This window comes from Halopiger aswanensis (assembly GCF_003610195.1).
In the GTDB taxonomy this organism is placed as follows: Archaea; Halobacteriota; Halobacteria; order Halobacteriales; family Natrialbaceae; genus Halopiger; species Halopiger aswanensis.
In genome coordinates, this window is record NZ_RAPO01000004.1 from 476,306 (window position 1) to 501,359 (window position 25,054).

Genomic DNA, 25,054 nt, shown 5'->3' on the forward strand with positions numbered 1-25,054 from the left:
CATCATTAGTATTGTTATCTACCGTTATAAAACCCCGTAATCGCCTGAGAGCCTTACTCCTGGTACGGACGGAGATCGCCGTCCGGCAGTCGCACCAGATTGAACTCGCAGACGCGGTTGTCGAGCATTTCGTCCGAGGCATCGACGTGCCATTCGTTGGCGTTGATTGCCCCGTAGTCGCCGGCGATCACGCAGCCGTACATCGGCAGCGCCTGATTGTACCACCAGGTCAGCCGCTGGAGGTACTCGTCGTCGCCGGTGAGGTGCAGCTGCTCGATCTCGTCCATGACGTTGAGCTCCATGGTGTCGGAGGCATCCGGGTTGCCGATCTCCGCGGGGATCTCCCACGTCTCGTTCTCGTAGTCCACGTGGTTCAGTTGCGCGAACCAGTTCCAGACGAAGTCGACGTAGGTCAGCCCCATGATGGAGAACACCGGGTGGTTGTCGAAGATGATGTCGTGGTCGCCGTTGAACCGGCTCTCGCCGTAGGTCGCTTCGTCCACGGCATCGACCTCTGCGGTGAAGCCGAACTCTTCGAGCTGGTGTCGAATTGCGTCGAGTCCGTCGACCTGCACGGCGGTACTCGACTGAGCGAGCAACGTAAGTTCGGCCGGCTCGCCGTCCTCGTCGTACCACTGGCCGTCATCGCGCTGGTATCCGGCCTCCTCCATGAGGGCGGTCGCGCGATCGTGGTCGACATCGTAGTTGTCGTACCCGTCGATGTCGACCAGTCCCTCTTCGACCGCCGTCGAGTTGAGGAATGTCGGCGGGAGTTCGTAGAGATCGTATTCCTCGGGGACCGACGCAAAGATCTGTTCACGATCGAGCGCGCACGCGATCGCCTTTCGAACCCGCTCGTCCGACGTGATCGGCTGGTTGGTTGGGTTGTTGGCTGGCGAGTTGGGCCAGTCGTAGTCACCGAAGTTGAACAGGACCGACCAGAGGTGATCGTAGTCCCGGTTGATCTCGTGGTGCTCCGGCAGTTGCTGCATGAGGTCCGGCGACTCCGGTAGGTTGAGCGCGATCGCGTCGACCTGCTCCTCGATGAACGCCAGCACCTGGTCTTCGTGGTGCTCGATAACGTACTCGGTGAAGTAGATATCGTCCGCGTTGGGATGGTCGTCGTAGACTTCCGCGACGAGGGCGGTGTCCGTGACCTCTTTGAGTTGGAACGGGCCGTTCCCGACGACTTCGTCGAGTTCGGGCGACCACTCCTGGAAGTCCGAGACGAGTGTCGTCGCCTCGTCGCTGTCCGCGTCGGCGTCCATCAGGTCGTCACGCCACTGGCCGAAGGAGGGGTTCCCGACGTCCTCCTTGATGAACAGAGGCGCTTCTGCGAGTTCGTTGGTGAGAACGGACTCGATGGTGAAGTCGTCGTGGAGGTGGTATCGGATGGCGTAATCGTCCACGGCTTCGTAGTCTTCGATATACGTACTCGCCGGATCATCCGGGGACGTGATCTCGGAGATTCGGAACCGAATGTCGAGATCGGTTACCAGATCAGCAGTGGTGACCGGATCGCCGTTGTGCCACGTCCACTCGTCGCTCATCTCGACGAGCACCGATCCGTCTTCTTTCTCCCAGTTGTCCGCGATGAGTCCCTGGAACGTACCGTGGCTCTGGTATTCGACCATCAACGGATCGAAGATCAGCCCCGGCGGGTCGAAGTTCGCCATCTCGTTAGACGGGTCGTAGGGATTCCACGACGCGTTGTCCATTCCGTAGGTCCCGCGGTGGAGCGCCTTCGTAAACCGTTTGTCGACCCGTTCTTCAACCGGCTCGCGGTTGCTGTTATCGACACCGTTGCCGGAGTTGTTAGTACAGCCGGCCAGTGCCACAACACCCCCTGCCAGCCCACTCTTCAGTGCAGTCCGTCGAGTAATTGCACTGTTCGAACCATTGCTATTCGTTGGCATCGATCACGTGTTCATGATAGAACCATATATATTTTTCTACTCAATTGGCTACAAACACTACTAGTACCGAGTGCAGCGCTCATCGCGGTGGTAGCTGGGGAAAACTTATGATCCGATGGCCCCCCATTAGTCAATCGATGGATCGTACTCGTCCGGTGCTCAAGTTCGTGTTCGGAATCAACGTGCTCTTCTTGGTTCTGCTGGGATTTTCGTATCCGTATCTCGAACCCGGTACCGGCTCGTACGTCGTCGCGACAATGACGGCCGCGCTCTGTCTGTTAATGCTGGCCATCGTCGCGATCCTGACGTACTTCCAAATCGACGTGTTCGATCACTTCTGAGTTCGGTCACCAAGCGCACGACCGACCTCAGTCCAACGGTCGATCGCGCGTCTCGCGCGGCCCGAGATACGATCGACGACTCTCGCCGTCGGTGAGAACGAGCACCCGGTCGACGACGACGGCTGGATCTGTCGCGTACAGCGACAGCGTGTGACGCCCGGCCCGATCGAGTTCGTGGTCAGTCTTCGAGTGGACACTTGACCGGAGCACGTTCCGCTGCCACTGCGGATCGTGTTCGCCGCCGTTGGCGTCGAAATCCACAACCGTCGGCTCGGCGTCGTCGATCGCGATCGCGTACCGATGGGGCGTTCCGTCCGTCGACGCGTGGGTCGGCAGCAGCTGAACCTCGACGCGGACGTCGCCGGCCTCGGCCACGAAATCGTACTCGAGACGAGCCGCCCGGTCGCGGATCGCGTCGGCGCTGAGGTGCGGACTGTCGAACGGACGACTGACCATTGCAGTCCCGGTCGTTCGGCTGAGCCCCTCGATCGGCACCCACCGCGTGGCTCCCTGTTCAACGGCGGTCGGATGGTCGGCCTCGATAGCGACGCGACCGTTCGATTCGACGAAAACCGGCGCCCGCCCGTCGGTCGCTCCGGACTCGCTTCCGTCACCAGCTGCCGATCGCGACGGCTGTTCCCGCGGTCGGATCGGGACTGTCACCTCGAGTTCCCGCCCGGCGCCCTCGATCCGGAACCGGCCGGTCGTCGCCGAATCGGGTGCGGCGTCCCAATCCACGCTGACCCACAGCCGGTCGTCCTCGTCGAAGGTCCCCGCCGTTCGCTCGAGATCGATCCACTCGTCGTCGACGGTCGCCGACCACTCGATCGTCCCCGTGCCGCGATTGTAGCAGTCGACGAACCGGGGGTGATCGACGCCCTGGACGAGCGTCGGCAACCGGCGGTCCCGCGGTCCGGTACCGGCGACACCCGCTGCCCCTTCGACGGTGACGTCCAGTGTTGGCCCCTGGTCGTCAGTTACGCGTCCGGTCGCAGGCGGATCGAACACCGGCAGGTCCCGCGGGCTCGCGGACATCATCCCGCGCCACTTCCCGTCCGACGAGGCGTTGTACCGCTCCGTCGCTGCGTCGATTCGCTCGAACGCCGCCCGCGATCGCTCCGCGTACGTCTTCGCACCCGTCCGGCCCTGTCCCGCGTAGAGTCGACTTCGCATCGCCTCGAGCGCACCCTCGTTCATCGCTCGCGCACAGCGGATGGGATACTCGACGAGGTGGAAAAACGCCGTTCGCGATTCCGACGGCAGGTCCTCGCGAATCGCTGCAGCCGTCTCGCCGATTCGCTCGTACGCCTCGAGGCGTCGCCGAGCCTCGTCGCCGTGATCGATCGCGCTGAACGTCGGTTCGTTCTTCTCGGTATCGGGGTACACCGAGTTCCAGCCGACGTGCTCCGGCTTGCGAGCGAGCGCGAGTCGATAGTACTCGGCGAGCACGTCGGCGATATCGCTCGCGCGGGACGGGCCGAACTTGCGGGCGGCCCACTCGGTAAGCCAGTCGGTCGTCGACCGAGCCGCGACCTCCTCCACGTCCCAGGCCAATTCGAAGAAGTACTCGGTCTCCGTCTCGGCAGGCTTGATGTCGCCGACGTTCGCGATCCAGAGCTGATCGACGTCGTGGCGGTACGCCCGGTGGAGTTCCTCGCGGATCAGCGCCGGCGGAACAGAACAGAGCCACTGGTGGTCGTGCGGTCGCCCCCAATAGGAGAGGTGGTAGTAGAGGCCGTGGCCACCGGAACGCGATCGCTCCTCCTCGGTCGGCAGGCGCCGGAGGTAGCCGAAGTTATCGTCGGGCCAGACGATACAAACGTCGTCGGGCACCTCGAGGCCGTTTCGGTAGAGGTCGAGCGTCTCCTTGTACGGGCAGAATATCTGCGGGACGGACTCGGCCGACGACTCGTGGTGCACCTCGAGGATGTCGCGCTGATCCTCGAGCACTTGCTGCAGGAGGGCGACGCGCTCGTCGCGGGTGTCGCCGCCGGGCATACCGGAGTCGTGAATTCCGCGCATCCCGACGGTGAACACGTTCTCGGACCCTGCGACCTCGGCGACGCGGTCGTCCCAGTACTCGCGGATGCGCTCGGCGTTGGTCTCGTAGTTCCACTCGCCGTCCGTCGCCGTGTCCCACTCGTCGACGTTGTTGCGGTGCATCGGTTCGCAGTGGGAGGTGCCGACGACGATGCTGTATCGATCAGCGGCCTCGCGATTGCCGTCGCACCGATAGAACGCCTTCGTCCCCTCGTGCATCGCGGGCCAGATCGTGTTCGCCTTGAGACGCAAGAGCAGTTCGAACACCCGTTCGTAGGTCTTCGGCCCGATTCCGTCCGGCGCCGACGGGTCGTGCGTCCGCTGGGCCCACTCGCGAAAGCCGAAATCCTCGTCGTTGACGAACAGCCCGCGGTACCGAACCGACGGCGGCCCGTCTCGCTCGAGGCCCGCGGTGACGCGGACGGCGTCGCGCTCGGGCGTCGGTACGTCCGCCCACCAGTACCACGGCGAGACGCCGAGACGGCGGGCAAATTCGTAGACGCCGTAGGCGGTGCCGCGGGGATCGCTGCCCGCGATCACCAGCGCCTCGTCCGCGCCGAACGGCGCGTCCGTCCCCGATCCGGCCCAGAGAACGTAGCTCTCGCGAGCCTCGAGACCGTGGTCACACTCGCCGTCGGTCGCGAGTTGGTCGATCGTTCGATCGAAGGCCTCGTCGACGCCGTACGTCCCGACGACGATCGCTCGTCCGCCGATATCGTCGAGACCGGAATCGCAGGTCGGCAACTGGCCGGTAACGCGGTCGATGTCGGCCTGCAGATCGTCGGCAGCGATTTCGACGACTGACGCGTCGCACACGTATCGGATCTGTGCCGTTGCATCTCCGACCAGCGGAACGACAGTCGCTGTCCCCGCGCGTGTCTCATCGTCTCCAGTGCCGTCACCCTCGAGGACGGCAATCTCGTGGTCATCCGTTCCCGTCATCTGCGCCATTCATTGCGGCTTGCTTATTTGTAGGTTCGGGTGAGGACGGCGATCCGTCCGGTGACGAACCGCTCAGTTGAAACTGCTTCCCGGTACTGAGACGAAGCGTGGTTCTATCTCACACCGTCCGGTGTAGCCGGATAACTGTTAGAGGGAATTCGGCACTCGACATTTACACGGGTACAGCCGTAAATAGAACGTAATGATCGTACATACAATATCGAGAGACGTGACACGACCGGTCGTTCGCTTAGATAGCGGTCGTTTCCGGACTGTCCGATCATACCGGACGGAATGTCGGGGATGTCCCGATATACGGTCGGTAACGCTCGACACATCCGGTGGACGAGAACTCACGAATCCGCTCTCACCGTACTCGGTGCAGCGAACGGCACAGTCAGAATCCACCGTTCGGCGGCAGTGGTGACTCGACCGAGACGGGTCGCCCCCGTTCGGCTGTCGGTACCCTCAAGTGCTATTCCAGTGTTCGTCGAAACCGAACGAAGAACTGTCCATTATGTGACTAACGTACGGAATTTATCCGGAAAGAGATCGCGCAGTTGAACCACGCGGATTACTAGAACGGGACGTGGGAAATTCCTGTAGAGATTAGGACTCCCGACGCCAACCGCTGGCACGTCGACGCCCCCGACGAACTACTCGCCAATCGCGTCGCCGAGTTCAACCCGACGAGGATTCCGGATGCCGAACTCAAACCGTACAAGGCCTCACGTGTCTCGGTTGGCGGACTCGAGTCGGCCTCAAGTCGACTGAACGGTATCGATAACTCCACGCAGGTACCCGACGGTATAGCCGCGAGCGCGGTGTCGCCAGTCGGTGTCGTCGGTCATCGCCGGCACGTGGTCCGGGATCACGACGCCGTCGTAGCCGATCTCATCCAGCGTCTCGACGACTTCGGTCGTATCGAAGTTCCCCTGATCGACGAACGTCTCGTGAAATTCGGGAACGGTCCCGACGACGTCGCGGAAGTGGATGAACCCGATCTGATCGCGCTCGCCGAACGTCCGGAGCACGTCGGTAACGTCTTCGCCCATCTGCGAGAAACAGCCCAGGCAGAGTTTGAGGCCGTGGTTGTCGCTCGGAACGAGGTCCATCGCCTTCTCGAAGTTCTCGACGCTGCGACAGAGCCGCGGAACGCCGCACATGGATTCGATGACCGGCGGATCGACCGGATGCAACGCCATCTCGACGCCAGCCTCTTCGGCGACCGGCAATACGGTCTCGAGAAAGGTCTCGTAGTTGTCCCAGAACTCGGCTTCCGTGTACTCGCGGTCGAGGCCGGGCGCGAGCGCGTCGGGATCGTCGATTTCGTCGTAGTCGAACGCGGTTCCCTGCGCACGGCCGCGGAGTTCGGCCGACCCGGTTCGCATCGGCACGACGCCCCGGGGGTTCCACTGATAGCCGAGGATTGGGATGTCGGCCTCGCCGAGGTTCCGGACGAGCGTGGTAATCTGCTCGAGAGCCGCTTCCTTCCCCTCGCGGTCGAACATGATATCGCCGTACAGCGAGTACGGCAGCGACTGAATCCCGGTCAGCGTCAACCCGGCGGCCTCGACGCGCTCTTTCGCCGCCTCGAGGTCCGCAACGGTCGGGATCGCGTCACGACCGACCGCAAGCGTCGCCCTCGCGTCGCGGTCGTTGAACTCGTCGGGTTCCTCGTCGACGTCCGCGTGGTCGACGAAGATATCCGTTGCGCCGAGTTGGCGTATGTACTGGAGTCGCGGTTCTGCAAGAGATCGCGTTCGGACGCCGACGCGGATTGTCGTATCTGGTGCCATGTGCGAGAGACGTATCACCGACTCGAGGTCGGCCGTCTTCGTTCTTACGGTGTTCCCGATACCCGAACGGTCGATCGGAGCGCCGACCGTTCGGGAGCGATCCCGCCGTAATCGGGCCGACGGAAAACGTCTGTTACTCGACGTAGGCTCGAGATACTGCCCGTTGGCGACCCTCGTGCTGGCTCTTCGTTTCATCGTCGTTATTGTTGCTCCCGCTATCGGTCGAACGGACCGAGAAATCCAGTCGAACGGATAGATCAGTTGGTGTGGGCATCGTCAAGCCGGTCACGCAACTATTTGTCTCTCAGGAACAGATTACCCCACCAGTTCTGATACACTATCGACTACCGCCCCGTGTTAGCTATATTTCCCCATCACGATAGAAAGTGGCACGGACAACATCTATAATCTTAAGTGATAATCCCTCACATGACTTCGTATGGCTAGAGAACGTCCGCTAGAGGAACTGCTCCCGACCGTCGCCGAATACACGATCGACCTCGATTTCGAGGACTTCATCCAGGGCGAACGACCGATGGTGCTTCGGGGCTTACTGGCGACGGACGACGACGAACACACTGAAATCGCCGAACGGTACATCGACTGGGCCGTCCGCTCGCAGTCGAGCGACGGCCTGATGGCCTACGGTTCGATCGACGTCGTCCCGGAGTGGGACGAACACCGCATCTTCCGGCCGATTCCGGACGCCGGTGCAGTCGCCGTGCTCGCGCTCGAGGCCTACGAGAACGGCGGGCCCGAGTCCTACCTCGAGGCCTGCCGCCGCCAGTTCGAGTACCTTCACGAGGACGCCCCGCGAAGCGAGGACGGCGGGATCACCCACCACATGGACGACATCGAGCTGTGGATCGACGCCATCTACATGATGTGTCCGTTCATGGCTCGCTACGGCCAGCTCGCGGACAGGCCCGAGGCAATCGACGAAGCCGTCGATCAGATTCTGGTGCACGATAAACACCTCCGCGACCCGTACACCGACCTCTACCGGCACATCTGGCGCGAGCAGCCCAACAGCTACCCCGACGGCTCGCTCTGGCTGCGCGGCAACGGCTGGTTCGCCACGGGCGTGCTCGACACGTTAGACTACGTGCCCGAGGACCACCCCGAGCGCGACCGCCTCGAGGAACTCGTCACCGACCACCTCAAGAGTATGGCCGACTACCAGGACGCCAGCGGCTTCTGGCACCACCTCATCGACGACGACACGATGTACCTCGAGACTTCGGGGACCCTCCAGTACGCCTACGCCTTCACCGAGGCCGTCGACCGCGGCCTGCTCGACGAGGAGTACCGCGAGGTCGCCGAAGACGCGATCGGCGCGGCCAAGACGGTCGTGACCCCCGACGGTGCGGTCCAGCGAAACGCGGCGATGCCCGGCGGCCCGGAGGCTCCGCAGGCGATCAACCTCTACGGCCAGGGCTGGTTCCTGATCGCCGGCGAGCGCGTCCTCGAGGCGGACCTCGACGTCTGAGACGCGACTCGAGTTTCCTCGTGATCGGTGTTGAGACGATCGTCGATTCGCCCTGGTCAACGTTGCCCGCTCGGCGTCCGTTGGCCGGCCGTTCGATGAGATTGTGCTTGCTGAAGGAACGAAACTGGACTGAACTGTTCGATACGTACAGGAGTCTACCGGGTAGTGAGAATGCTGTTAGCTACGGTGATACCCCACGAGGGACGGCATCTACGATCGTGTCGGGAGGGCACACCACCTCCATGCGATAATGATCTCCCCATCTTACCCGAGGAGGTTCTGAATCGTCAGGACGACGAAGAGCACAATTACCGCCTCAGAGATGATCCACGAGTTGTCATCCATCCAGTCGCGAAGTTCGGGGAGTGCGGCTTCGGCGCGGGCTCCGAGTAAGAGTACACCCAGTGACGGGAGCGCTAAGATGAAGAGCGTGAGCAAGACAAACCCCGTCGCATCAGTAACCGGGGCGTCGTTGGCAGCGAGATAGGTTCCGACACTAACCGAGGTAATGATGTTGGTCGGAAAAAACCCCAATAAGAGGAATCCTAGTCGAAACGAGAACCGCGGCGTCGCACCTGCCAACTTGCCCATCCACTCTGGCGGTTCCGACACGGCCCGCTTTCGATAGGTGTCCACCGCTGCAAAGAGGAGGAGAACGAGAACGGCGACATAGAGGAGGTGTTTCGCCCTCGCCCCCAAAAAACCGCCACCGCTGATACTGTTTCCGAGGCGGTACGCGACCACCACGACAGAACTGATCGAGAGGGTGGCACCGAAGACGTAGGCCACCGAGTTCGTCCGCCACTGTTCGCTCGTCGCGAGGAAGATCGAGGAGAGAATCTGTGGCCCTGCGATCATCACGATGGCCAGCGGGAGAACATCGACGAGACTCATTGTTCGTACTCGCCGTGATCCGATTTAGTTGGTCGATCGAGACGTCCGAGGTGAGAAGTGCGGGCCGTGTGTGCCATTGTTTGGTGTCCGTCCGAGAGTAGTAGGACTGCAAACGCAATTAATCATGTATCGGATCTGGAGAACAGGTCACTATTGCTGACAGTACGACGACGCGTTTGGGCGGTATTCAAACGCAATTCGTGATTGGGATCGCTGAGACCACCTGTCAGTCCGGCAAGTACGTGATCCGAACGGACCGTGATTTACACCCCGGCCGTAAATGCAGAAACCGTATTTCTAGCCCTGTTACAAGTGACTGCGCAGCGCCTCGTTCATCGCGTCGACCGGCGCCTCCTGGCCGGTCCAGATTTCGAAGGCGTCGACGCCTTGGAACAGCAGCATCCAGGCGCCGTCGATCGTCTGAGCACCGGCGTTGGCGGCGTCCTGCAGGAACCGCGTCTCGAACGGCTTGTACACCGCGTCGAAGGCGACGAGATCCTCGTGCCAGGCGTCGGCCGGGGCGACCGACTCGTCCGACTCCAGCCCGACGCTGGTCGCGTTGGCGACGACGTCGGCGTCGGCCATCAAGTCCGGCAGTTCCTCGAGTCCGTGGCCGGTCGCGCCCGGGACCTCGTCGGCGAGGTCGTGCGCCTTGGACTCCGTCCGATTGGCGATCTGCACGTCGGCGCCCGCTTCCTCGAACCCGAAGGCGAGCGCCCGGGCGGCGCCGCCGGCACCGACGACGACCGCGCGACCCCCCTCGAGGTCGACGCCGTGGTGCTCGAAGGCCCGAAGCGTGCCGGTCATGTCGGTGTTGTACCCGACGGGCCCGTCCTCGGTGAAGTCGATCGTGTTGACCGCTCCGACCCGTTCGATTTGCGCGTCCGGCTCGGCGAACTCGAAGGCGTCGTGTTTGAACGGCAGCGTGACTGTCAGGCCGTCGATACCGAGCGCCTCGGCGCCGCGAAACGCCTCCTGGATCCGATCGGGATCGGCCTCGAAGGTGACGAACTTGGCGTCGATGCCGAGTTCGCGGAAGGCGGCTTCGTGCAGCGGCGGCGACAGTGAGTGCTCGACGGGGTTGCCGATGATACCGTAGACGTCCATACCCGTGGTCGCGACGGCGAGAAAGATAATGTTCACGATTTGTTGCACGAGAACCCGGGTAGCCGTCGGTCCGAGAAGTCTGCTAAATATGCCGTCGAGAATCTCTCAGTCGCTACGGACGAACGTGACCGGACACGGCGCATTGAGGAGCGCGTACTGCGCAGTACTCCCGAATATAGCCTTCCCCGTCGGGGACCGGTTCCCGCCGCAGATAACGACGCGATCGGCGTTCACCTCGTTCGCGGTATCGACGATCGCTTCTCCGGTATTGTCGGTGATCCGACCGTGAACGGTAATCGGCATCCCGTAGTTTCGAGTCGGATCGCGCAATCCGGCCGCCGCTTGCCGAACCGACTGCGACCGCTTCGCGAGTTCGTCCGGCTCCGGCGGCGAGTCTGCGTCGTACTCGAGCCGCTGGATCGTCTTCTCGAACTCGTCGGTGGAAAAGGGACAAACGAGATGGACAGTTGCGTGAGCGGGACCGGCGACCTCCGCGACTACATCACTCACATTATCAATTTGACCGCTATCTATTTCAGAAACAGCTACGACAATTGATGATACTGATTGGCCGCGGTCCTTACCCCGTTGGTAACGGGACCGATCTCGGTTCGTTGTGTTTGAATCTACCATTGCGAACCGAATCCGGAATAAGTGCGTTTTTCAGCGGTGTCGAGCCCATTATATCGATTCTGGTTGTTGGATAGATGATCCATTTATCGAATGCTTCGGGGCCAGTCGCCGTGAGAGGACTGCTTGCAAAGTCGAGCCGAATCTACGACGACCCAACACCATATATCATATATACAGAATAGACAGAAATTAGAGTGTCAGGCTCGAGCCGGACGGGTTCCGATCAGCGGAACCGGCCGAGCAGTTCGTAGTCTCCGTCAGGGTCGTACCGGCGGAACAGCATACTGTTCGTCAGCACGGAGACGCTCGAGAACGCCATCGCGGCCGCAGCGAGTACCGGCTGCAGGAGGCCGAGCGACGCGAGCGGGATCATCGCCGTGTTGTAGCCGAGCGCCCACACGAGGTTCTGCTTGATCTTCTGCAGCGTGGCGTCCGAGATGCGGATCGCCTTCACGACGTCGAGCGGATCGTCGCGCATCAGCGTCACGTCGGCCGCCTCGATGGCGACGTCCGTCCCGGAGCCGATCGCCGTCCCGACGTGGGCGACGGCGAGCGCGGGAGCGTCGTTGACGCCGTCCCCGACCATCATCGCCTGTCGGCCCTCGTCCTGAATGCGCTCGACCGCGTCGGACTTGTCCTCCGGGAGGACCCCGGCGCGGACGTTCTCGGGGTCGATACCGACGCGCTGGGCGACCGCTCGAGCGGTCCGCTCGTTGTCGCCCGTGATCATCATCACGTCGACGCCGCGCTCCCGAAGGGCGGCCACGGCGTCGTCCGCCGTTTCCTTCACGGTGTCGGCGTCGGCGACGACGCCGATCAGATCGCCCTCGTAGGCGACGAGCATCGCCGTCTTCCCCTCGTTCTCGAGGCGCTCCATGGTCTCCGCGGCGGGCGAGGGATCGATTCCTTCGTCCCGCAGGAGTTTTCGGTTCCCGACCAGCACCTCGCCGCCGTCGACCGTCGCCCGGACGCCGTGGCCGGGGACGTTCTCGAACGCGTCGGGATCGACGACGTCGAGGCCGCGTTCCTCGGCACCCTCGACGAGCGCCTGGGCCAGCGGGTGTTCGCTCCCGCTCTCGGCCGACGCCGCGAGTCGGAGGACGTCGTCCTCCGAGAGGTCGGGTCGAGCGGTGAGTTGGCCGCCGTCAGGCGACGCCTCGCCGCCGTCCGGCAGCGGGGTTCCGTCCTCGCCGATGACGACTACGTCGGTGAGTTCCATTTCGCCCTCGGTGAGCGTCCCCGTCTTGTCGAAGACGACGGTGTCGACGTCCTTCGCGCGCTCGAGGACGTCGCCGCCTTTGAACAGCACGCCGTTCTGGGCGCCGATGGTGGTCCCGACCATCGTCGCGGCGGGCGTCGCGAGCCCGAGCGCGCAGGGACAGGCGATCAGCACGGCCGACGCGAAGACGATGACCGCGAACTCGAAGACCGACACGCCCCCGCCGGCCGGCGCGGGACCGCCGGCGACCTGGCCCCACACCGGGAGCCAGTCGACGACGCCGGCCAACGCCTCGGGGAACAGGAACCAGACGGCCCCCCAGAACAAGGCGTTCGCGATGACCGCGGGCACGAAGTACGCCGAGATGCGGTCCGCTAAGTTCTGGATATCGGGCTGGCGCGACTGGGCGTCCTTGACCGTCTGGACGATCTGCTGGAGCGCCGTGTCCGAGCCGACCTTCGTCGCTTCGACCACGAGGACGCCGTTCTCGTTGATAGTCGAGCCGACCACCTCGTCGCCTTCCTCCTTTTCGACGGGGACGGACTCGCCGGTGACCATCGACTCGTCGACGGCCGACTGCCCGTCGACGACGACGCCGTCCGTGGGGATCTTCTCGCCGGGCCGGACCTTCATTCGGTCGCCGACCGCAACGTCCTCGAGCGGAACCGCTTCCTCGGTTCCGTCTTCGCGAACGACCGTCGCCGTCTCGGCTTCCATCTCGAGCAGCTTCCGGAGTGCCTCACCGGCCTGGCCCTTCGAGCGGGCTTCGAGGTAGTTCCCCAGCGTGATGAACACGAGGATGAACGCGGCCGTGTCGAAGTACACGCCGCCGGCGATGAGTCCGAGCAGGACGGCCACGCTGTAGATGTACGCGGTGGACGAGCCCAGCGCGATGAGCACGTCCATGTTGGCCCGCTTGTTCCTGACGAGCGCCTTGTAGGAGTTCCTGTAGAACTGCCAGCCCAGCACGACCTGAACGGGCGTCGCGAGCGCGAACTCGACCCAGCCGAACTCGAGGCCGAAGACCTGTTCGGGCAGCGCAGTTCCACCCAACAGGAAGCGATCGGCCAGGAAGAACAGGAACGGGGCCGACAGCACCGCCCCGAACAGCGTCAGTCGAAGTTGCTTCCGAATTTCGTCCTGCCGGGCCGCGTCGCGCGCGTCCCGATCCGAGTCCTCGTCGTCGCCTTCCTCGCGAACCGGCGAGTAGCCGGCGTCCTCGATGGCGTCGTACAGGTCCGCGATCGAGGCGTCCGCGGGGTTGTAGGTGATCTGCGCCTCGTCAGTCGCGTAGTTGACGTCCGCGTCGACGACGCCCGGCGTCGACTCGAGTGCGGTTTCGTTGGTCTCCGCGCAGTTCGCACACGACATGTCGGCGATGGCGATCGTCACCGTCTCCGAGACGGCGCCGTAGCCGGCGTCGTCGATCGCGTCGTAGATCTCCGCGAGCGATACCTCATCGGGGTCGTACGTGACCGAGCCCTCGTCGGTGGCGTAGTTGGCGTTCGCCTCCGAGACGCCGTCGAGGGACTCGAGGGTGTCCTGAATCGTCGCCGAACAGTTGGCGCAGGACATCCCCGTGATATCGAGGTGGATAGTTCGGGTGGCCATACTGGTTCTTGTCTCGTCCTAGGGGCCCCACCTTTAGGCGGTTTTCTCCTTCGATGTGTCCGCTACGGCCGTCGATTTACTTTCGAATCCAAAGTGTCGTCAGACGCCTTCTTCCAGTTGCTGGTACCGGTCCTCGAAGCGGGAAAGACAGGACGGACAGCAGAAGTGGTAGACCTCGCCGTCGATCCGCGACGTTTCGCCCTCGCTGTCGACCGTGTTCCCGCACTCCGCACAGGAGAGCGCGAACTCGACGCCGTCGATCGACGGCGTCCACTCGACGCGGTCGACCAGCGTCACCGTGTAGTCGATCACCGTCACGTCCTCTAACAGCGTCTCGAGCCACGTCCGGACGTTCTGGGCCTCGATACGGGCGTAGAACCAGAGGTCGCCCTCCGCCGTCACGAACACGTGTTCGACGCCGTCCGCGTCGCGGACGCGTTCTCGAGCCGGCTCGAGCGACTCGGTCGGGAGTTCCGCCTGAATCAGGACGGGAACGCCGGCCCGAAGCTGCGACCGGTTGACGTCGATCGTGAAATTGTTGATGATACCCGTCTCCTGCAGCCGCTCGACGCGGTCCGAGACTGCTGGCCCCGACAGCCCGACGTGCTCGCCGATCTCGCTGAACGGTCGGCGGGCGTTCTCGGCCAACAGCGACAGAATCTCCATATCCGTTTCGTCCAGATCGCGCATAGGACTGGTACTCGCTCCGGATACTATACTGTTTCTCGTCTTCTACTTTGGATCGTTCGGGTGCAGCCGAGACGAAACGTTCGAATCCAAGGAGAAACGCACAAAGATCAGGCACCGTTACCTTCAGTCGACTATGAGCCAGACCATCACCGTCGAAGGGATGTCCTGCGAACACTGCGAACAGACCGTCGAAGAAGCCCTCGAGGACGTCGAGGGCGTCTCGGAGGCGACGGCCGATAGCGACGCCGAGACCGCGACGGTCGAGGGTTCCGCCGATCCGGACGCGCTCGTCGGCGCCGTCGAGGACGCCGGCTACGACGCGTCGGCATAACTGACGGTGCTTCGGTGCGATCAAATCGGATACCACTGAATCGCCCTCCAACTCGAGTATCGACGGAGCGGTGTTCGATTGCGGTCTCGATCTTGCGGTCGCAGTTCACGGCGACAGCAGTCGAATCATCGAGGATTCCGCGACTCCGTGTATCCGCTTCGTCGGTCGGAATCGGTTTTTTACTCCGTCGCAGACTGTCCAGTAGCCGTCTGGGACCGGAACGACGTACAGTGCGGTGATAGCCGCTTCGGGGACTGATCGAGGGCGTACTCGAGGGCATCTTCGGCCGGTGTCGATCCGAGCGATTGATACCAATATACAGTCAACGTCAACGGGGTCGATATCATCGTGGCCCGGCCACGTCGCAATCGCTCTGATTCGACTCACCCCGATCTCGATCATCCCAGTGCTCCTCGACAGACAGGACCGATTCGTTCGGCCCTGTTGAAACCCTTAATTAGAGATAGTTCTTGGAAATCGTGCTGAATACAGGGCGCGAGTCGTGACGGCGTGGTGGCCAGATTGAAGCTATCGCAACCGGTCAGTAGAAGGAAAACTGTCGTGATTCGACCGGCTTCGATCGTGAGTGTGTGTATCAGCCCTGTCGAGAGGCCCGCGTTCCGGACCATGTCAGATTGGCCAGACCGTCTTTCAGTTCCCCAGTCACGAATCGTCCTCCTTCGACCGCGGAAAGAGCACCGTGAGTACCACGAGTATTACGAACGCCGTTAGTGCGAACTCCATCCAGTTTGCCAGCACTGGCAACAGCGCTGGTAGGACCTCCGAGCCGAGTCCCCACCACAGTCCGGCGACGACGAACCCGATCGCACCAAGTCCGGCACGCCACTTCACGTCCCACCGAGCGAGGGGATGAAATTCTCGTTCCCCGGCACGGAGTCCCCGCCCGAGTCGCCAAATTAGTCCCGCGGTGGCAAGTCCGGCGACGCCGATCGTCGCTTTCAACCCAGTCGCCATCCGCGAGTAGGTACGGCTCATCGCCACCGACGATAGCCCTTGCGCCTCGGCCCACGCACCCGCGACCTCGCCTAAGAGTCGCTGGGATCGTTCGCTGTTGGTGAGCACGACGATCCCGTCGCCGGTCACCGGGACACAGTGGTAGTGGCTCAGCCAGCCGGTGTGCTGGCCGCCGTGCCAGACGGCCCTCTGGCCACCAGACAGCGTCTCAACGAAGTGCCCCAGTCCGTAGCCGTCGGAGACGTAGCCGTAGAGCCCCGTCGTCTCCACCGCCGGGCCGTGGATCTCCGCGAGTGTCTCGGGCTCGAGGACGCCACGGCCGGGCGGTTCCCCGTCGGGCCCCTCGGTCGCGGCGGCCACGAAGCGGGCGATGTCTTCGGCGGTCGCGTACAGCCCGCCGGGGGCCTTGACCGGGTCGACGAAAACGGGAGCGCGGCCACCGTCGAGATAGTACCCGGTGGCGATGTCGGAAGCCACTTCCTCGTCCCAAGTGAACGTGGCATCGTCCATCCCTAGGGGCTCGAGGATTTCCTCCCGCATGAACGTCTCGTACTCGCGGCCGGAGACCTCCTCGATCAGGATCTCGAGGAGCACGAACCCGGCGTTTGAGTAACTGAACTCCGTTCCAGGCGGCTGTTCGAACTCGGCGGCTGATTCTATCCCTTTCCCGGCGAGCACCTCCTCGGGAGCGGGGACCGCCTCGCCCGGCGCGTACAGCTGGTCTTCGTCGGGCAATCCCATCTGTAGGCCGGACGTATGCGAGAGCAGCCGCCGGACCGTCACCTCCCTGGTGTCGAACTCTGCCTCCGGTAGTTCCCACCGCGTGACGTGACGTTCCACCGGATCATCCAGGCCGATCTCGCCACGCTCGACCAGCGTTAGCACGCCCCAGGCGGTGACCGACTTCGTGATGGAGGCCACCCGGAAGATGGTCTCGGTCGTCGTCGGCCGCCTGTTCTCGCTGTCGGCCTCGCCGTATGCCTCGGTCCACGTCACCTCGCCGTTCTTGACGAGCGCGATGCTCGCTCCGGGGACGTCGTAGTACTCGAGCAACTTCGGGACGCGCTCGTTGAGGTGTTTAGGAAGCGAGTCTGCCGGTCCGTCTCTCCCACCGAACCCGAGATCGAGACAGCCGGCAAGCGAACCGGTCAGGTTTGCCCCGGCCAACGCGAGGTACTCGCGGCGGGGGGTATCCCGGGTCACTCAATCCCCTCCCTCGAATCGCTGACTTCCGAGCCGCTCGCGTCCTCGAACGCCGACAGCCGACCCCCCGCGTTGCCGACAGCCCGACGGCCATCGGCGTGAGCCTCGGACTTGAGCGGCCACAGAGCGAGCGCTCGTGACGGGACGCAGCCGAGAGCAGCCGGTCGTCGATCCGCAACACTCACGGCGTAATTCATGGCCGAACGGTGTCGGGCGAGAGACATATAGGTACATCCCCCTTCCTACTGAGCGGTAACCACTGGCAACGATTAACGGACGGAGGAAAGAGCATGGATCGAAATCCGTTCCGGTGGCCCCTGACCGTTCTCGGCGGCAGACTCGTCCTGCTCGGGGAGGCGTTTTTCATGGGGCAGGCGTACCGTTACTGGCCGGGTGAGTTCTCGCCACTGACCGACTACCACAGCGACCTCGGGATGACCGTCGGCGGGCCGCCGGGGGCGAATACGGCACTCGGCACACAGTACTACAACGCGGGCTAGTGTTCGTCGGACTTGCGGTGATCCTGTTAATGGGTTGGCTGTACGGACTCAGCCAAAGTCGTCGTACCGATCGGTGATCGGATCCTTCTCGATCAGCGCGTCGTCGCTGTACGCACCCAGGTTCTCCCGTAATCGTTCGGCATCGAACGGCTCGCCGTGTGCCGGATAGATTCTCTCGGCTGTGCTGTCGAGGATCTTTCGCCAGCTCTCGTAATGCTGCTCGAGGTCGGTGATGAATATCGTGTGGTACCGGATTCCCGCCCAGAGGGGCCTGCTCATTGCTGCATCGCCACAGAAGAGCGTCCCGTCGTCCAACAACACGGAGATCGAGTCCGGGGTGTGCCCCGGCGTGTGGAGGATCGTGCCACCGATGCCCAGTTCGCGCAGAGTCCGGTCGTCGTCGCCATCGACCAGTAGATCGTCGTCCCGGAGCGTGACGGGCGGAAAGGTCAGGTCCCACTCGGGAGTAATCCACGACCGAAGCTTCGCCAGGTAGTAGACCCGCCTGTTCAACAGCCCGCCGCCGGACCTGTCGTTCTCGCCGGCTCGCAACAGTTCGTCGGCGGACTCGTGGGCGATCACGGTCACTTCGTCGAGCAGTTCGTTCACGAAGCCCACGTGATCGTCGTGATGGTGAGTCAGCAGCAGATACTCGACTTCGTCGACGTCGACGCCGACATCCGCGAGCCGGTCACGGAACGTCCGATACTCCCACTCGTACCCGGTATCGATCAACAGGTAGCCTCCATCCGTCTTGAGCAGGTAGCAGTTCGTCGGTCCGACCGAGAGGCTAATCACCGTCCTCCCGTCCGTCATCCCGTTTCGTTACCTCCGCGCTGGGGGAACGGGACAACTTTTCCCGCGCATAATCGGTAACGGGGTGAAGCCGGAATATCTATAGCTGTTCTTGATCATATGAGATCGTTCGTGGAGTTACGGAGTCGTTCGTAACCACTACTGTAAGTACTTGAATGCAACCGTTCGATCCAACGATGATATAATCGCGCCCGCAGTTTATCACTCGTCTCAAAGAATTACTACGTGATGTACGATAAAATACTGCTTCCGACCGATATGAGCCCCGGAGTCGATCGCGCGATCGAGCACGCGATCGACGCCGCCGAGCGGTACGACGCCGAGTTGCACGTCCTGTACGTCGTCGACGCCGACGCGTACAGTTCCTATCCCGGCGACGAGTACGTTCACGAATTCGAAGGCCTCGAGCACGCCCTCGAGGAAGCGGGCCGGGATGCGGTCGAGGAGATAACCGATCGCGCTGCCGAGGCCGGACTCGAGACGGTCACCGAGATTCGCCACGGCGTGCCCCACGAGGACATTCTCGAGTACAGCGACGAGGCGGATATCGGCCTCATCGTCGTCGGCTCCAAGAACCGGCCCGGCGAATACCGTCGGTTACTCGGCAGCGTCGCCGAGCGCGTCGCCCGCATGGCCGATCGACCGGTCACGATCGTCAAGACGCCGGTCGAAGACGCGTGAGAAACGGTCGAGCGACGGTCGGACGGCGGCGACCGGTGCCGTCCAGCCGTCCGTCGCAGTCGCCAGATTTCGTCGGCAGCGCTGGCCAGTAGGGATCGGTATTCGAATCTGAGTATGAAACAAGACGCGATTCGGTTCGCTGTGATCCGCTAGCGATGATGCGCTACTACCGCCGATACCTACAGGTTCTCCTCCGAGTACTCCCGATCGCGTTCGCCCTATTGCGGGATCGGCGCCGGTTCGTCCTGTTCGGCCCGTCTAGACGCGTTTCCGACTCCGTCCACCGCGAGCGCGCCGAGCGACTGACGCGGATCATGCTCGACCTCGGACCGGCCTTCGTCAAAGTCGGCCAAGTGCTCTCGACACGACCGGACATCGTTCCCCCGACGTACGTCGAGACCTTCGCGACGCTGCAGGACGAAGTCCCCGAAGACATCGGCGGCGACCCGTTCACCGTCCTCGAGGCGGAACTCGGTGACGCGATCGATCTCGAAACGGTCGAACCGATCGCGGGCGGGTCGCTGGCGTTCGTGTACACGGCCGTCTACGAGGGCGAGCGCATCGCGCTGAAGGTTCGACGACCGGATCTCGTCCCGGTGATCGAGCGCGATCTGCGGGTTATCCAAGGACTCGTACCCCTGATCGCCCTGTTCGCCGACGAGAGCCAGCAGTACTCGCTCGAGAACGTCGCAGACGATTTCGAGTCGATCATTCTCGACGAACTCGACTTCGAGCGCGAGTCGGCGATGATGACCGAACTGAGAGGGAACTTCGAGGACAACGAGCGAGTCGTCATCCCACAGGTGTACCCGGAACTCTGTTCCGATCGGGTCGTCGCGATGGAGTACGTAGAGGGCGAGAAAGTAACCGACGAGGAGGCGCTCGCGGCCGCCGGCGTCGACGGCACCGAGATGGCGACGCTGATCGCGCGAACGTACCTGCAAATGGGGCTGGTCGACGGCGTCTTTCACGCCGATCCCCACCCGGGAAACCTATCGGTGACGCCTGACGGGCGCCTCGTGATCTACGATTACGGGATGAGCCAGCGGTTGACCGAGCAGGAACAGGCGGATCTCACTTCCTTGTACCGGGCGCTCGTCCGCCGCGACGTGGACGAACTAGTCCGCACCCTCGTCGCGCTCGAGGTCCTCGATCCGTCGGTCGATCGCAACGCCGTTCGCCGCGTCCTCGAGATGGTCATCGAGAACCTCGAAGGGCGGACCGACATCACGTGGCGGACGATCATCACGGACCTGTTCGGACGACTCCGGGAGTTCCCGTTCCGGATCCCGCCGAACGTGATGTTGCTCGTCAGGGTCGGGACGGTCGGCGAAGGCGTCTGTCGGAACCTCGACCCGACGTTCGACTTCCTCGAGACGACGCGGTCGTTTCTCGTCGACCATGGGTTCCTCGAGCGGGAGTTCCAGGTACTGCTCGAGGACTTGCAACGCGATCTTCGCGAATCCGCACCCGTCGTCGCGGGACTTCCCGCACGGGCGGACAGCGTACTCGACCGACTCGAGCGCGGCGAGCTCGTCGTCCGAACGGACCCCGTCGATGCACGAACTCGAGACGCAGTGATCCGCGAACTCGGCTACGCGGTCCTGACGAGCGCGTTCGTCGTCGCGTCGGCACTGCTGACCTTTCACGACCGTGCCTACGAGATCGTCGGCCTCGCCGCTGCGCTCGTCTTTTTTCTGTGTTACGTCCGGTCCCGTCGGGCACGAACGCGGTCCCGGTGAGACTTCGGCTCGTCCTTACGTCTCCGAGAGGCGAGCGACGGTCGAACTGATCCGCTCGACCTTCTCGGCTTGCTCCTCGTTGGCGCTGGCGACGTCTTCGATCTCGTCGGCGACGTGGTCGGCTTGCTCGAGGAGTTCGTCGACGAGCGACGCGACCTCTTCGGTGCTTGCGGCCTGATCGTCCGTCGCGTCGGAGACCTGCCGAACCCCCTCCGACGCTTCCTCGACGGCGCGGGCGATGTCCTGCAGGGTTTCCATCGCGTCGTTGACCTGCGTGATTCCCCGATCGATCTCCCGGGTCGTCTCCTCGAGGCTCGCGACCGTCTCGGCGGTGTCAGATTTGATTTCGTCGACCAGCCCTTCGATCTCGCGGGCGTGCTCCTGGGACTCCTCGGCCAGCGATTTGACCTCGTTGGCGACGACGGCGAACCCGTCGCCGGCCTCGCCGGCGTGTGCGGCTTCGATGCTCGCGTTCAGCGCCAGCAGGTTCGTTTGGTCGGCGATGTCGTTGATGACGTCGACGATCTCGTCGATCTCGTCGATGCGCTCCTCGAGTTGCGAGACGTCGGCGGCGACTTCGGCGGTCGAGGAATCGATCGACTGCATCAACTCGATCGCTTCCGTCGCCGCTTCCCGTCCCTCCTGGGCCTGACTTTCGGCCTCGGCGCTGGTCGCGGCGACCTCCTCGGCCGTCGAGGCGATCTCTTCGACCGTCGCCGACATAGCCGCGACTTCGCTGGTCACGGTCTCCACCGAGTCGGCTTGATCGCGGGCCTGCGCGCTGATCTGTTCGGAACTCGCGGCGACGTCGCCGACCGAGGCCTCGAGGTCGGCCAACGGTTGCTGCACGTCCTGGCTGACCTGCTCCATCAGCGTTTCCTGCTCGTCGATAACCTCGTCGAGGCGCTGGCTGTAGGAGTGGATGTAGGTGTCCATCGCCACCTGCTGGTCGAGGTTCGTCACCTTCAGGAGCGAGAGCGTTCGCGCCGCCATCTCGTCCAATACCTCGGCCGGCGACTGCGTCTCGCCATCGCCGTCGGCCGCCGCCTCCGCGTCGCGGTCGGGAAGATCGGCCTTCAAATCCTCGACGATCGCCTCGAGAAGGTGCTCGTAGAAGACGGCGTAGGCCCCGAGATAGATCTTCGGTCCCAGGTCCAACATGTCGTGGATTTTCCCGATCCGGGCGCGCCGTCGGAAGTACGATTCGTCGTACTGTCCAGCAAAGAGTTGCGTGAGATACTGCTGCTGCGTCTGTTTGAGCTGCTCGACTGTTTTCGTCGACCGATCGAAAATCTCCAGCGTCTCGTCGTACGACTGGAGATTGTCGTAGAAATCGTCGACCGTCTCGTCAATGATCGGACCGACGACATCGTCCAAGGCCTGCAGCCGCCGCTGGTCGGCATCGTCGAATCCGGTAAATTCCTTGCGCCACTCGATTTCGCGTTCGTCGATACCGATCTCGGCGGCAAGTTGCGCGCCATCGACACCTCGTCTGACTGCCGGCGTGATCCGTTCGTCCCCTGCGTTCATTCACTCATAATTGCAAACACGATCAGGTATAATTACCGGCCAAATAAGGGGACAGCGTCGCCTTGGCAAACGACCGTACGTCAGTCGAAGAACCGGTCGGGCCGCAGCCGGGAGAGTCGCATCGCGTTCCCGGTCACGCCGAGGCTCATTCCCATGTCGCCGACGACGACGGCCATCGCCACGCTGACGAGACCCAGCGGGACGCCGAGCGCGAGCAGGAACTTCACGCCGAGGCTCGCCCAGATGTTCTGTCGGATAACGCCGTTTGCCTTCTGCGAAAGCGCGTACAGGTACGGGAGCTTCCCGATATCGTCGCCCATCAGCGCGATATCGGCGGTCTCGAGGGCCGCATCGGTCCCTGCAGCGCCCATCGCAACGCCGACTTCCGCGGTCGCAAGCGCCGGCGCGTCGTTGATACCGTCGCCGACCATCGCTACGGTTCCGTACTCGCGCCGCAAGGACTCGATCGCGTCGACTTTTTCGTCGGGCAGGAGTTCGGCACGGTAGTCATCGACGCCGACCTCGTCGGCGATCGCTCGGGCGGTGCCTTCGTTGTCGCCGGTGAGCATCACGACGCGGTCGACGCCCAACTCGTGGAGGCGCTCGACGGCTCGCTTGGAGGCGGGCCGGACCTCGTCGGCGATCGCGATCGCACCCAGCAGCGTCGATTCCGTTCCGACGAGGACGACCGTCTTCCCCTCCCGCTCGAGGTCGGCGAGTGTCTCCTCACTGAAGACGGTGTCAGCGGCCGCAGCCGAGTCTATAGCGACGCCGCCGTCAGTCTCGGTCGAGCGACGTGTTCGAGAGAGATCGAAGCCGAGATCCTCGAAGAGCGCCGGCTTGCCGGCGTAGTAGGTTTCGCCACCGTCGGACGAGTCCGACGAGCCTCCGGCTTCGCCGGAGACGTCGATCTCACCGCGAATGCCTTTCCCGGTGAGGCTCTCGAACGACGACGGCTCCGGCAAGTCCTCGAGTCCGGCCTCGTCGGCGCGGGAGAGGATCGCGTCGGCGATCGGGTGTTCGCTGCGCCGCTCTAGTCCGGCGCCGTACCGCAGCAGGTCGGCCTCGCTCGTCTCGCCGAGCGGGACGACATCGGTGACCGCAAGCTCGCCTTTCGTGAGCGTGCCGGTCTTGTCCAGCGCAACGGCGTCGACCTCACCCATCGCCTCGAGGTAGTTGCCGCCCTTGATGAGGACGCCGTTCTTCGCGGCGCTGGTGATCCCGGACACGACCGAGACCGGCGTCGAGATGACGAACGCACAGGGACAGGCGATAACCAGCAACGTCAGTCCGCGGACGAACCACGTCCCCCAGTCGGCGGCGAACGTGAACTCGTAGCCGACGACGCTCGTCGAGATCGGATCGGTAATGAGAAGCGGCGGCACGGCGGCCGTCAGAATCGCCAGCGCGACCACCAGCGGCGTGTAGTAGCCCGCAAAGCGGTCGACGAACTGCTCGGTATCGGTCTGCTTGGCTTGGGCACCCTGCACCAACTCGATGATCCGCGAGAGCGTCGAGTCGCCCGCCGTCGACGTGACCTCGACCTCCAGGTAGCCCTCCTCGTTGATCGCACCGGCGAAGACCTCGTCGCCGGGCGTCTTGTCGACGGGGACGCTCTCGCCGGTGATCGGCGACTCGTCGACGGCGCTCTCGCCGTCCTGTACGGTGCCGTCGAGCGGAATCTTCTCGCCCGGGCGGACGACGACCGTTTCGCCGACGGCCACGTCTTCCGCGGAAACGGTCACCTCCTCGCCGTCGCGGCGAACTGTCGCCTCGTCCGGCGACAGCTCCATCAGCTCGCGCAGGGAATCGCGGGCCCTGTCCATCGCGTAGTCCTCGAGCAGTTCGGCGATACTGAAAAGCACCGCGAGCGTCGCCGCCTCGACGAAGTAGCCGATTCCGGTGGCGGCGACGATCGCCGTCCCCATCAGCAGGTCGATGTCGAGGCTCCGGGCCTTCGCGGAGTAGTAGCCGCTGCGGACCACCGGCACGCCGCTGGCTGCGACGGCGCCGAGGAAGAGTACGTCAGCGATCGAGAGTGGCGTCCCGAGCACGCTCGCGACGGCGACGTTCTGCGCCTCGAGGACGAACTCGAAGAGCAGTCCGAGGACGACGAATGCGGCACCGAGCCACGTCTTCTTCGCGCGAGGACTCGTCCAGACCTCGGTCGGCGGTGCGACGTCGACGCCGTCGGACGACCCGCCCGCCGCTGCATCGGCGTCGGTGCCAGCGTCACTGCCGGTACCGCCCGTTACCTCGTATCCCGCACCCTCGATCGCCGCGACCACGTCGCTCTCGGCGGTTCGCTCGGGATCGTACGTGACGGTCGCCGTCCCGGTCGTGGGATTGAGATCGGCGTCAACGACGCCGCCGACGCGTTGCAGGCTCTTGTCTACCTTCCCCGCGCAGGAGGGACAGTCCATCTCGGGGACCGCGAGGCGGGCGGTCAGCGTCTCCGTGCGCTGCCGCTCACCCCCGCTCGGCTGCCGCGCTGCAGTTTCGTCTGTCATTACGTCGAGCTAAGGGCGTCATCTCGATAAGCCTTCGTTGGAATATTCCAACTCGAGACGAACGGCGTCACCGCTACGAGAGGAG

Annotated in this window: 18 protein-coding genes; 6 read left to right on the forward strand and 12 right to left on the reverse strand. The window is 63.4% G+C overall.

Going from position 1 to position 25,054, the window contains the following annotated elements:
• Positions 1–53: 53 nt before the first annotated feature.
• Complete coding sequence (locus tag ATJ93_RS19940; RefSeq protein WP_245977724.1) at positions 54–1,838, reverse strand: ABC transporter substrate-binding protein; 1,785 nt, start codon at positions 1,836–1,838, stop codon at positions 54–56.
• 215 nt (positions 1,839–2,053) lie between these two features.
• On the opposite strand from ATJ93_RS19940, the gene ATJ93_RS19945 reads away from it, so the two are divergent.
• Complete coding sequence (locus ATJ93_RS19945; RefSeq protein ID WP_120246402.1) at positions 2,054–2,257, forward strand: hypothetical protein; 204 nt, start codon at positions 2,054–2,056, stop codon at positions 2,255–2,257.
• A 27-nt stretch (positions 2,258–2,284) separates the two neighbouring features.
• Here ATJ93_RS19945 and ATJ93_RS19950 read toward each other — a convergent pair whose 3' ends face one another.
• Together ATJ93_RS19950 and ATJ93_RS19955 are read right to left on the reverse strand one after the other, a co-directional pair.
• Positions 2,285–5,239, reverse strand: a complete 2,955-nt coding sequence (locus ATJ93_RS19950) for a glycosyl hydrolase 115 family protein (RefSeq protein WP_245977726.1) — start codon at positions 5,237–5,239, stop codon at positions 2,285–2,287.
• Between the two features lie 761 nt (positions 5,240–6,000).
• On the reverse strand, positions 6,001–7,038 hold the full coding sequence (locus ATJ93_RS19955; protein ID WP_120246404.1) for a mannonate dehydratase: 1,038 nt from the start codon (positions 7,036–7,038) through the stop codon (positions 6,001–6,003).
• Positions 7,039–7,477: 439 nt separating this feature from the next.
• On the opposite strand from ATJ93_RS19955, the gene ATJ93_RS19960 reads away from it, so the two are divergent.
• A complete protein-coding gene (locus ATJ93_RS19960; protein ID WP_120246405.1) occupies positions 7,478–8,527 on the forward strand; it encodes a glycoside hydrolase family 88/105 protein in 1,050 nt (349 codons plus the stop codon).
• Positions 8,528–8,791: 264 nt separating this feature from the next.
• Here the strand turns inward: ATJ93_RS19960 and ATJ93_RS19965 are convergent, their stop codons facing one another.
• The 5 genes from ATJ93_RS19965 to ATJ93_RS19985 form a co-directional block, all read right to left on the reverse strand.
• Positions 8,792–9,421: a GAP family protein gene (locus tag ATJ93_RS19965; RefSeq protein ID WP_120246406.1), complete on the reverse strand. Its 630-nt coding sequence runs from the start codon at positions 9,419–9,421 to the stop codon at positions 8,792–8,794.
• A gap of 306 nt (positions 9,422–9,727) precedes the next feature.
• Positions 9,728–10,528: a shikimate dehydrogenase gene (gene aroE / locus ATJ93_RS19970; protein ID WP_120246520.1), complete on the reverse strand. Its 801-nt coding sequence runs from the start codon at positions 10,526–10,528 to the stop codon at positions 9,728–9,730.
• 105 nt (positions 10,529–10,633) lie between these two features.
• Positions 10,634–11,161 (reverse strand): universal stress protein, encoded by a 528-nt coding sequence (locus ATJ93_RS19975; protein WP_120246407.1) that lies wholly within the window; start codon positions 11,159–11,161, stop codon positions 10,634–10,636.
• Positions 11,162–11,384: 223 nt separating this feature from the next.
• Positions 11,385–13,991, reverse strand: a complete 2,607-nt coding sequence (locus tag ATJ93_RS19980) for a heavy metal translocating P-type ATPase (protein WP_120246408.1) — start codon at positions 13,989–13,991, stop codon at positions 11,385–11,387.
• A 99-nt stretch (positions 13,992–14,090) separates the two neighbouring features.
• Positions 14,091–14,681 (reverse strand): AsnC family transcriptional regulator, encoded by a 591-nt coding sequence (locus ATJ93_RS19985; protein ID WP_120246409.1) that lies wholly within the window; start codon positions 14,679–14,681, stop codon positions 14,091–14,093.
• A gap of 133 nt (positions 14,682–14,814) precedes the next feature.
• Between ATJ93_RS19985 and ATJ93_RS19990 the strand changes: the two genes are divergently transcribed.
• A complete protein-coding gene (locus ATJ93_RS19990; protein WP_120246410.1) occupies positions 14,815–15,012 on the forward strand; it encodes a heavy-metal-associated domain-containing protein in 198 nt (65 codons plus the stop codon).
• 663 nt (positions 15,013–15,675) lie between these two features.
• Here ATJ93_RS19990 and ATJ93_RS19995 read toward each other — a convergent pair.
• Positions 15,676–17,190: a serine hydrolase domain-containing protein gene (locus tag ATJ93_RS19995; protein WP_120246411.1), complete on the reverse strand. Its 1,515-nt coding sequence runs from the start codon at positions 17,188–17,190 to the stop codon at positions 15,676–15,678.
• A 290-nt stretch (positions 17,191–17,480) separates the two neighbouring features.
• Between ATJ93_RS19995 and ATJ93_RS20005 the strand changes: the two genes are divergently transcribed.
• A complete protein-coding gene (locus ATJ93_RS20005) occupies positions 17,481–17,690 on the forward strand; it encodes a hypothetical protein (RefSeq protein ID WP_120246413.1) in 210 nt (69 codons plus the stop codon).
• 48 nt (positions 17,691–17,738) lie between these two features.
• Here the strand turns inward: ATJ93_RS20005 and ATJ93_RS20010 are convergent, their stop codons facing one another.
• Positions 17,739–18,506 (reverse strand): MBL fold metallo-hydrolase, encoded by a 768-nt coding sequence (locus ATJ93_RS20010; RefSeq protein ID WP_120246414.1) that lies wholly within the window; start codon positions 18,504–18,506, stop codon positions 17,739–17,741.
• Positions 18,507–18,734: 228 nt separating this feature from the next.
• Here ATJ93_RS20010 and ATJ93_RS20015 point away from each other — a divergent pair, with 228 nt between their 5' ends.
• Both ATJ93_RS20015 and ATJ93_RS20020 read left to right on the forward strand, forming a co-directional pair.
• Positions 18,735–19,187 carry a universal stress protein gene (locus ATJ93_RS20015; protein ID WP_120246415.1) on the forward strand — a complete coding sequence of 151 codons (453 nt, stop codon included), beginning with the start codon at positions 18,735–18,737 and terminating at the stop codon, positions 19,185–19,187.
• A 155-nt stretch (positions 19,188–19,342) separates the two neighbouring features.
• On the forward strand, positions 19,343–20,929 hold the full coding sequence (locus ATJ93_RS20020; RefSeq protein ID WP_211334103.1) for an ABC1 kinase family protein: 1,587 nt from the start codon (positions 19,343–19,345) through the stop codon (positions 20,927–20,929).
• 15 nt (positions 20,930–20,944) lie between these two features.
• Here the strand turns inward: ATJ93_RS20020 and ATJ93_RS20025 are convergent, their stop codons facing one another.
• Both ATJ93_RS20025 and ATJ93_RS20030 read right to left on the reverse strand, forming a co-directional pair.
• The gene (locus ATJ93_RS20025) at positions 20,945–22,459 is read right to left on the reverse strand and encodes a globin-coupled sensor protein (protein WP_120246416.1); all 1,515 of its coding nucleotides are present in this window, start codon (positions 22,457–22,459) and stop codon (positions 20,945–20,947) included.
• Positions 22,460–22,539: 80 nt separating this feature from the next.
• Positions 22,540–24,969 (reverse strand): heavy metal translocating P-type ATPase, encoded by a 2,430-nt coding sequence (locus ATJ93_RS20030; protein WP_120246417.1) that lies wholly within the window; start codon positions 24,967–24,969, stop codon positions 22,540–22,542.
• Positions 24,970–25,054: the final 85 nt, after the last annotated feature.